This is a genomic window from Rheinheimera pleomorphica (assembly GCF_011634895.1).
GTDB classification, from domain to species: Bacteria; Pseudomonadota; Gammaproteobacteria; order Enterobacterales; family Alteromonadaceae; genus Alishewanella; species Alishewanella pleomorphica.
Genome location: NZ_SIRR01000003.1, coordinates 743,142 through 752,002, shown reverse-complemented (window position 1 = coordinate 752,002; position 8,861 = coordinate 743,142). Strand labels below are relative to the sequence as shown.

Annotated in this window: 10 protein-coding genes; 2 read left to right on the top strand and 8 right to left on the bottom strand. The window is 52.4% G+C overall.

Features of this window, described 5'->3' with window-relative positions; translation table 11 throughout:
• Positions 1 to 7 precede the first annotated feature (7 nt).
• The 8 genes from vgrG to EYB30_RS04640 all read right to left on the bottom strand — a co-directional run bounded on the left by vgrG (position 8) and on the right by EYB30_RS04640 (position 6,649).
• Positions 8 to 1,795, bottom strand: coding sequence for a type VI secretion system tip protein VgrG (vgrG, locus tag EYB30_RS04675; RefSeq protein ID WP_166837585.1), 1,788 nt, complete (start codon positions 1,793 to 1,795; stop codon positions 8 to 10).
• 3 nt (positions 1,796 to 1,798) lie between these two features.
• Positions 1,799 to 2,476 (bottom strand): LysM peptidoglycan-binding domain-containing protein, encoded by a 678-nt coding sequence (locus tag EYB30_RS04670; RefSeq protein ID WP_174978723.1) that lies wholly within the window; start codon positions 2,474 to 2,476, stop codon positions 1,799 to 1,801.
• The gene (locus EYB30_RS04665) at positions 2,476 to 2,649 is read right to left on the bottom strand and encodes a DUF5908 family protein (protein WP_166837583.1); all 174 of its coding nucleotides are present in this window, start codon (positions 2,647 to 2,649) and stop codon (positions 2,476 to 2,478) included. The genes EYB30_RS04670 and EYB30_RS04665 overlap by 1 nt, the downstream gene beginning before the upstream one ends.
• 3 nt (positions 2,650 to 2,652) lie before the next feature.
• Positions 2,653 to 3,111: a phage tail protein gene (locus EYB30_RS04660; RefSeq protein WP_166837581.1), complete on the bottom strand. Its 459-nt coding sequence runs from the start codon at positions 3,109 to 3,111 to the stop codon at positions 2,653 to 2,655.
• A 13-nt stretch (positions 3,112 to 3,124) separates the two neighbouring features.
• Complete coding sequence (locus tag EYB30_RS04655; protein WP_008222127.1) at positions 3,125 to 3,583, bottom strand: phage tail protein; 459 nt, start codon at positions 3,581 to 3,583, stop codon at positions 3,125 to 3,127.
• 62 nt (positions 3,584 to 3,645) lie between these two features.
• Positions 3,646 to 5,205 carry a phage tail sheath C-terminal domain-containing protein gene (locus tag EYB30_RS04650; protein WP_166837579.1) on the bottom strand — a complete coding sequence of 520 codons (1,560 nt, stop codon included), beginning with the start codon at positions 5,203 to 5,205 and terminating at the stop codon, positions 3,646 to 3,648.
• Between the two features lie 17 nt (positions 5,206 to 5,222).
• On the bottom strand, positions 5,223 to 6,071 hold the full coding sequence (locus EYB30_RS04645) for a hypothetical protein (protein WP_166837577.1): 849 nt from the start codon (positions 6,069 to 6,071) through the stop codon (positions 5,223 to 5,225).
• Positions 6,068 to 6,649 carry a Pvc16 family protein gene (locus EYB30_RS04640; protein ID WP_166837575.1) on the bottom strand — a complete coding sequence of 194 codons (582 nt, stop codon included), beginning with the start codon at positions 6,647 to 6,649 and terminating at the stop codon, positions 6,068 to 6,070. Before EYB30_RS04640 ends, EYB30_RS04645 begins: the two co-directional genes overlap by 4 nt.
• 353 nt (positions 6,650 to 7,002) lie before the next feature.
• On the opposite strand from EYB30_RS04640, the gene EYB30_RS04635 reads away from it, so the two are divergent.
• Complete coding sequence (locus tag EYB30_RS04635) at positions 7,003 to 7,977, top strand: FAD:protein FMN transferase (RefSeq protein WP_166837573.1); 975 nt, start codon at positions 7,003 to 7,005, stop codon at positions 7,975 to 7,977.
• A 75-nt stretch (positions 7,978 to 8,052) separates the two neighbouring features.
• The gene (locus tag EYB30_RS04630; RefSeq protein WP_166837571.1) at positions 8,053 to 8,853 is read left to right on the top strand and encodes a substrate-binding periplasmic protein; all 801 of its coding nucleotides are present in this window, start codon (positions 8,053 to 8,055) and stop codon (positions 8,851 to 8,853) included.
• Positions 8,854 to 8,861: the final 8 nt, after the last annotated feature.

The following is an 8,861-nucleotide window of genomic DNA, read 5'->3' as shown; positions in this document are numbered from 1 at the left end:
TTGCAGGTTAATTAATCATCACCATGGCACCTTTTACCGTGGTCTGGCCGCTGGCCGACAGTTCGGCACTGGCGTTGCCTTTGGCGCTAAACCCGACCTTGGCCTCCTGCGCTATATTCAGCGCTTGAGCGCTAAAATCGGCCTGGGCCGCCAGCTCGATATTACCGACCGCCTGTAAACTGATTTTGCCTTTTGCACTCAGGCTAATGTCTTTCGGGCTATCCAGGCTGATCCCGGCTTCTGACAGTTCAACCTTGTTGCCGTTTTGGTCCTGCAACAGGATGCTTTTACTGTCATCATCCAGTACCACCTTGTTACCTGCCGGCGTCAGTATGCTGATTTTTTTCTTCTCTTCGTCAAATTCCAGCGTCAGTTTGCTGCGGCTGACAAAGGCTTTAACATTGTTTTCAGCGGTATGTGAATAAGCAGCAGGCCGTTTGCTGCTATAAAGGCTACCGAGGATCACCGGATGGCAGGGGTCGCAGTTCAGATAGCCTAAAATCACTTCATCGCCGATTTCGGGCACACAGTACTGGCCAAAGCCATCTGAGGCATAAAAACTCAGCAAGCGCGCCCAAACACCTTCGGTTTGCGCTTGCAGCAACGGCACCTTGACCTGAATACGCTGTTCACCGGCCGGATCGGCATCCAGTTTTAGTACCACACCAATTTGCAGGCCATCGACACCGGGTAACATACCGCCCGCCGCCGGCGCACTGATATCGCTGCTTTGGGCAAACCACTGCGCCGACATACCAAAGCTGACCTGACTTACCCAATCACCATTAGTGACGATATGGCGTACCTGGCTGACAAACACCTTGCCGTTAAAGCGCTCGCCAACCCCCTCTATCTCTAATAACACGCCGGGCTTTAATAAAGCCGAGCCCTGACAACGTAGCTCGCCACGAATACGGCTTAACGCCGCTTTCAGTTGCTGCGCCCTGGCCCAGCTGGTTAAGCTGTCGCTGCTAAGGGGGGCATTAGATTGCAACAGCTGCTGCTTGAGGTTGGCAACACTGGCCAGATTAGCGGCGCTGACATTACCCTGGCCGCTAAAGGCGTCTGGTGTGGCGCTTTGCTGCTGTACCTGCTGGCTGGCCGGATCCCAGCTGACGGCGTTAACGGTACTAAACTGCTGGCTGGCATCGAGGCTGGCGTTAAAGCTTAGTAAATCATCGCCATAGGTCACTTTTAATACCGGATCGCTACTGACATCCGGCGGCGCTATACTCAGGCTGCCATCATCGGCATTGAGCAGCATGCCGTTAATTTCAGCCCTTAACAGCATAAAATCCCAGTCGCTGCAGTAGTACTGCACCAGCTCGGCGTGCTGCTCGGTGGTGGCCGTCGCCGTGCAACTTACGCCGTAGTTAGCGGCCAGTTGCTGCCAGATATCACTGTCTTTCATATCGACAAAGTTGGCATTGTTGCGGCTTAGGCTGGCAGCAAAAATCGGATCACGGCATTCCACTATCAGCTCGGCCTGGTTATTGCCGCGCACACTCAGGCTGTGCTTTACCACCACACCACTAAACACCTGCTGCTCGTTGTCGCCATAGCCCAACTTCAACACCAACTTGGCACCGGGTATTAACTGCGCCTGATTAGATAACGGAAAGTCTTTATTCGGCATATCGCCATCGCTAAAGGTCAGCAGTGCCACTGGTATGCGGTTTAACGCCTTGGTGATATCAATACTGATCACACTGATGCTGTCAGCGAGCGCCGTGCCATCACTGCTTATCGTTAATCTTACCGGGCCCTCGGCCCCTGTCAGCACAGAATTGACCATCTGCTACCTCAGCGGCGGAAAATACAATACCGTGCCGGGTTTAAGTGCACTGATACTGTCTAGTTGGTTAAAGGCGGCTACCGCCAGGTAGTAACTGCTGTCGCGGTACTGACGGTAACATAGCAATGGCAGGGTATCGCCGGCTTTCACCCGCACCTGATGGGTTAGATCCGGCGATTGCCGGTCGGCTTTTAGCGCCTCCTGCTTGTTTGACATATAACTGCCAAAGTTCAGTTTAATCTTCGCCCGCAGTGGGTCGCCTCCGGGTTTAAACAAGGTATAGTCCAGTGTCATACTGCTTAAGCGGCCAATAAAGCTGAAGCTCTGGCCCCACTGCAGTTTGACAATGCTGGGTTCGTGCTTTTCCCCCACATAGTGATACACCACGTTTTTTAGCTGTTTCACCTGTTGGCTAACTTCGGTAGGCGCGCTGGCCGGCACCACACCGGTGCCATCTAACACCAGTTCAAAACTGAGTTTTTCCTGCTGGTACTGGCTTAGTTTGCTTTCCACCGCCGACTTGCCTATCGGTAAATGGCCGCTACTGTCGCTGTTGTAACTGATGCCCAGCTGATGGTTCAGGCTGGCGGGGTTAATCAGCGCCTGAAACTGGCCTTCGCCGGTCGGTTGGCCATTATGGTCACAGCAACTGATGCTGAGCAGGGTTTTGCTGCCACTCATCAGCGCGGCCTCTGCTCAAAGCGGGCCTGCTCAACCAGGCGCTGGCATTCCTGCAAAATTTCTTCTTTTAACTGGCGTAAGCTTTCGCCTTGCAGCGGCTGCGCCGCGACCGGTGGTTCTGCCGGTTCCAGCAGTGTGGCTTTGACAATCAGCCGGCTCACTTCAATAGGCATGGTTTAGCTCTCCCTTGACATATACTGATAACTGAATTCGAGTTTCTCTATTGCTACTTCGTTTTTGCTGGCACTGAAGGCTTCCACCTGCCAGCTGACCGGCCAGGCATTAACAAAAGACCAGCTGCGCGCCGGCTGGCCGTTACTGTCCAGCAGCTCAACCATGATGGTCATCGGCGTAATACCGCGGTCTAAGCCATGGGCAAAGACCTTCAGGCACCACTTCACCAGTTCAGAGTTAATGTCAGCAATGCCGCGTTTCAGTACCAGGTTGCTGTATTTCACTGCCTTGGGTAAGCGGTGCACAAAGCGATTCTCGCCCCCTTCGGTGATCTCTTCCGTGTCTATCTGGCCGCCAATGCCCGACACCTCCTGAAAGGCGGTGTCGGCACTGTCGCCGGTAGTGGCAAACTTCACCCGAAAGTAAAACGCCGGTAACGGATACGCGGTTTGCTCAGTCATTGGGTTTTACCTGTCAGGGGTTATCAATAGTGATGCCCTCGTGCACAATTTCGATGGTTTCGATGGCCACCTCGTTGCCGTCTGACTTCAGATCGGTACCGGTGATCTTGGTCGGCCAGGCATTGGTCAGCGTCCACACCATAGTGGTGCCTCCGGCTTCATCCAGCAGGCTGATGGTGACCGGCAAACGCTTAATGGTGTTCATCTTGATCTGGCTAAACCAGGCCCAGAACTTGTTGTCCGATTTGTACACGCCTTTTTTCATCGTCACATTGCCGGACTTTTTCAGCCCTGGCATCTTAGTGGCAGAAAATACCGGGTTGTCGCCAGCGCGGTATTCAATGATCTGGGCTTCCACATCCAGCCCGGACACTTCCTGGAACGACATCACTTCTGAGTCCCATTTCACCTGAAAATAAAACTTCGGTAAGGGCCACACCGAGGTTGATTGGGTTGAACCGTCATCAGCCATTTTTAAGCTCCTTTCTCTGCAAAATTAGTGATCTGCAAAATTAGTATCTGTTGTTGGAATGATCAGGACTTCTGCATCTGCTGCTGGAAGGTGATCTCGATAAACTCGGCCGGCCGGATCAGCGCCACCAGCACTGTGACCCGTAAAATGCCCTCGAGAATATCTTCCGATGTCATGGTTTCTCCCAGGCCAACGCTGACACTGAACGCATCTTCCGGGGTTGCACCGGCTAAACCGCCGCGTTTCCAGATGCCGGTAAGAAAATTGCGGATCATGCTTTTAATAGTGACCCAGGTGCTGGCGGTATTATTTTCAAATACGTAGGCCTTAGTGCCCAGGCGGATGGATTCCTCCAGCATAATCATGGTGCGGCGCACACTGATATAGCGCCAGTCGAGGCTGTTACCGTCCAGTGTGCGGGCGCCCCAGACCAGGGTACCTTCGCCAATAAAGGTGCGGATGGCATTAATCGACTTACCCTGGGTACTGACGTTTAAATCTTCCTGCTCGTCATGGGTAATATTGACCGCCGGTGATACTACTGCGCTTAAGCTGACATTAGCCGGTGCTTTCCATACGCCCTTGGTGTTGTCGACCATAGTGTAAATACCGGCCATCGCCGCGGCCGGTGGCAGTAAATTCAGCATGGCGCGCATCTGGCTAATCAGCTGGCTATACAGCGGGCTGATGGCTTTTAAACTTTTGTGCAATAACATCTGCTTGGCCACGCGCTCGGCCTGCTCCAACTGGCTCCAGTCAGCGCTGATATCAGCAATGGCATCCAATTGCTGCTGCAGTTTCAACTGGGCGGATTTATCCGCCGCGCTGGCAGTATCAGCCAACTTGGGTAGCTCGTCAGGCAGGTTGCGCTCCTGTTTTAGCAGCTGCTGTAACAGCGCGGCCGGCGTCAGGTTCTGATAACTGAGATCGCGCTCTTGCACTATGCTGGTATTAAGCCAGGGGTAATAGGCAGTGGCAAAATCCAGATAATTAATACCCAGTTTGCCGCGGAAATTTTCAATGCAGTCGCCCTCTGGATGCTGGCGTGGTTTGTAGCCCTGCCAGACGTCCAGGATGGCCACCCGGTTGCGCATCTTACCGCCACAATGTGCCAGTGCCGCTTGTTGCACCGCTATGCAATCATCCTCTGGTAATAACACCGCTTCAGGGATCACCAGCATGGTGGGCTCCTGCTCTTTGACCAACTGCTCAATACCGGCCATCAGCTTGGCGCCTTCGACGTCGTCAGCATAATTGCCCACCGACACGATATAACAGGGCCCGCCGCCGTTTTGGTAAAACAGCATCATGGCGTAATACAACAGGTTTTTGCCGCTGTCATGGCTCAGCTGATACGCTTTACCGGCCACGCTAAAGGTGTTGTCAGCTGGCGCTGTGGCCTCAGCTAAACCGAACATTGGTGTGGGTGCAAAACCAAAATAATTGTGAAACTCTGACATTGAGCTGATACGCATCGGCTGATTAGTCAGAGATTTAGTGCCGTTCAGTGCTTTTTCGGTGTAACCGATAAAAGCCGGCACTGCCGTTGCCACTTCCACTACTGAATTGGGAAAGGCATTTTTTTCTACGATATAAACGCCAGGCGTTTTCATCTGCCCCATGATCAGATCCTTTCTGGTTAGTAATTAAGGTATATTTCAGCCAGGTGTCGCGATACTCCGTTTACTACTGCGTTGCCCGATTGCCCGGCCGTTGCCACCGGCAGCCGTTTAATCAGAATTTTTTCACTGTCACCATCCTGGCTAATCAACGCAAAGCGATATGGGCTTTGCTCTGCCAGGCTGAGCGGCTTCACAGAATCAAACACCTGCGCCTTGCGGCCATTGGCCAGCATGACATCCTGCTGCCGGGCAAAAAGTTCGGCACTGTGCTGGCTCAGATCGCGAATTTGCAGGGCGCCATTAAAGCTGTCACCCACCAGGTAGTAACGCCACAACGTCTGGCGGCTGGCGAATTTGAGCAGATAATTGCGGGCATTGGTGGCGTTTAGCGCGTTAATCTCAGCGCCGCTAATGTGAAGCGCCAGCACCAGCTGTGGCAAACTGGCCTGGCGCCGATCGATAACAGATAGCAGCCGGTTGTCATCAGCACTAATCAGCTCTGCGCTGCTTAGTGCAGGCTGTTGATGTAAGCGCAGCAAGCTGCCCTCGGCCACAACGTTCTGGCTGTCGCAATACCACAGCTGCCCGTAAGGCAACACCGGCTCGGTATAACTGCCAAAACGGCTATCTGTGCTGTACAACAAAAAATGCAATGTCAGAGCGGGTTCACAACAGGCGGCGGCTATATCACGTCGCGAGCTGTCCAGCAGTAACACCGCGCCCTGCTTAGTGGCTTTCAACACCAGCTGGGCATTGTGCAGCTTTTGCACTGTAGCCGCTGAGGCGAGCAGTTTCGCCTGTGCCAGGTAACCGCTGTTAAAGTAATGATGCTGCAGGTGCAGCTGGCATAATGGCAGATAGCTCATAAGCGGCTGCCTATGTCGCTGACCGGCTTGCTTAGCAAACTACTTTGCGCATAAATATCGGCGCCATCAAAGCTGAGCATCCGCACCTTGTACAGCACCGATGGCAGATATTTACCGCTTAACATGCCCCATAAATTACTGGCATCCTGAATGCTGAGGTTTTCCAGATCCAGTGTCAGTTGCTCTATCGCCGGGTCGAGCTCTGGTAAACTTTGCCGGCTAAAAACCGGGTTGCGCTGAAAAAAGCTGATTGACGCCGACAGCAACGTTAGTGCATCGCTGTAGTTGGCGCCGTTAAAGTTGGCCGCCAGCATCATATATAAATTCAGATGCAGTGCTGGCGCGCTGCTGGCACTGCGGCTAAAACCCGTATCGGGGAGTGTGGGTTTATTACGGATAGCGGCTTCTTTTTCAACGCCAACCAGAAATAGCGCCAGCTTATTATTGATATGCGTACAGGCACTGCCATCGGACTCATTTAAGTTCGACACCAGTACAATATCTTCATCCAGCTTAAAATTCTGCCGCAAAAACCGGTTTAACTGCGCCGCTAACTGCGTCAACGTCTTCGCTATCATCTTATTTATTCCAGCCAAACGCACACAACACAGCCCTCATGGCTGTGAACGATACATATCGGGTTAATTTACGACTGGCCACGCAACAGCCTGTGATACTGTCGCTTCACCTAAGTCTGCAACGGCGGTAATAGCAAATAACACAGCACGAACAGCGGTTATTTATACAAGCAGGAATAATTAACGTTCTTAAAGATAGTGCCTTAAAGGCGCAATGCAAACATATCGCAAATTTATCATCTGAAAATAACCGGCATCGACGTTAGCGGCGATAACGTAAACTGGCAGCAAGACATTGAGTAAAACGGTTGGCTCTGTAACAATATCAGCTGTTGCGTTATCAGGAAGCTGCCATGCGTTTTATCGCTGCCCATCATTTAGTGTTTTGTTTTGCATCACTGCTGTTTGTATCAACCGCGACTGCCCAGTGGCACCGCCAGGCCTTTCAAACGCTGGGTACCCAGGCGTATATTGAACTGTGGAGTGAAGACAGCACGCTGGCAAGTCAGCTTATTCTGGACGTGCAGGCCGAATTTGAACGCATTAATCAGCTGATGAGCCCCTATATTGCCAGCAGTGAACTTAGCCTGTTAAACCGTCAGGCAGCTTCAGCGCCGGTGCAGGTGTCTGCAGAGATGTATCAGCTGCTACAACAAGCCCGGCAAATTTCTGAACTTAGCAATGGCGCCTTTGATATTACTTTTGCCTCAGTTGGCTTTTACTACGACTACCGCGCCCGGCTAAAACCTGATGCGGCGCAATTACAGCAAGGCCGGCAACTGGTGAATTATCAAAGTGTCGAACTGTTGCCGGGCAACACCGTACGCTACCGCCAAGCCGGCATCAAAATCGATTTAGGCGGCATTGCCAAAGGCTATGCTGTTGAACGTGGCATATTGTTGCTGGCGGCCAGGGGCATCAAGCATGCACAGCTAACTGCCGGTGGCGACAGCCGTTTGTTAGGTGACAAAGCGGGCAAACCCTGGCTGGTTGGTATTAAACATCCACGCCAGGACGACAAATATGCGGCAACCTTGCCACTGGAAAACACGGCCATCAGCACCTCGGGAGACTACGAACGCTTTTTTATTGAAGAAGGTGTGCGCTATCATCATATTCTGGATCCCAAAACCGGCCAAAGCGCTGCCGGTGCGTTGAGTGTGTCCGTTACCGGCCCGGATACCACGCAAACAGACGCTTTATCTACCACCTTATTTGTGCTGGGCTTACAGCAAGGCCTGGCGTTGATTGAACTAATTGACGGCTACGAAGCTATCTTTATTGACGCCAACCGTCAGATGTATTTTTCCAGTGGCTTAACGCCATAAGGCGCTGTCTGTACAGCGACGACGGTCTGTTGTACATTGATGTATCGGCTTTAGCTGTGCAGGGAGCACAACCTTATGCATCTGATAACAGTGGTACTGCTGCTGATGGTTTGCAGCTTTGCGCACAGCGCAGAGCCGGCCGGCTGCACCCTGCGTATGTCGGCAGAGACCGATTTTCCGCCGCACCTGATTAAGCAGGATCAACAGTGGACTGGCCTCAGTGTTGAGTTAATGCAACGCTTAGCGCAGGAAGTTGGCTGTCGGCTGACGTTTGTGCACAGCCCCTGGCTACGCGCTTTGCAGTTAAGTGAGCAAGGTGAGCTGGACATACTCAGTCATTTGTCCGTCAGTGAGCAACGTAGAGCGCAGTTTGCCTTTATCGGCCCCCATCATATTGAAAGCATCTATTTGGTTGGCGATCCCAGCCAGGTCACTGCGCCAGCCAGTTTACAGCAATTGGCTGAAGGTGCCGATGTCGGCAGTATTGCCACCTTACACGGGGCTTATTATGGCGAAGAATTTCTGCGTTTAAGTCAGTTGCCGCCTTTTGCCAACCAATTGGTCAGTATCAGCAGTATTCAGGACAAACTGGCACTGCTGCGGGCCAAACGGGTGAAAGCCATTCTGGAAGATATCAGTGTGCTGCACTACTGGCAGCAACATAAGTACCCTGACGCAGAGCGTTATCAGCCCCTGTTGAAAGTGTACGAGAGCCCGGTCTATTTTGGTTTTAGTAAAGCGTCACTAAGCGTAAACCAGCTTAAGCAGTTGGCGCAAGCCTGGCAGCGCCTGTATCAGCAGGGTGAGCTTAGTGCTATTTATCAGAAATATCAGATAACACCGGATCAGCAGCTTACGCCAGCACCGCTGCTATAAGCGGTTCT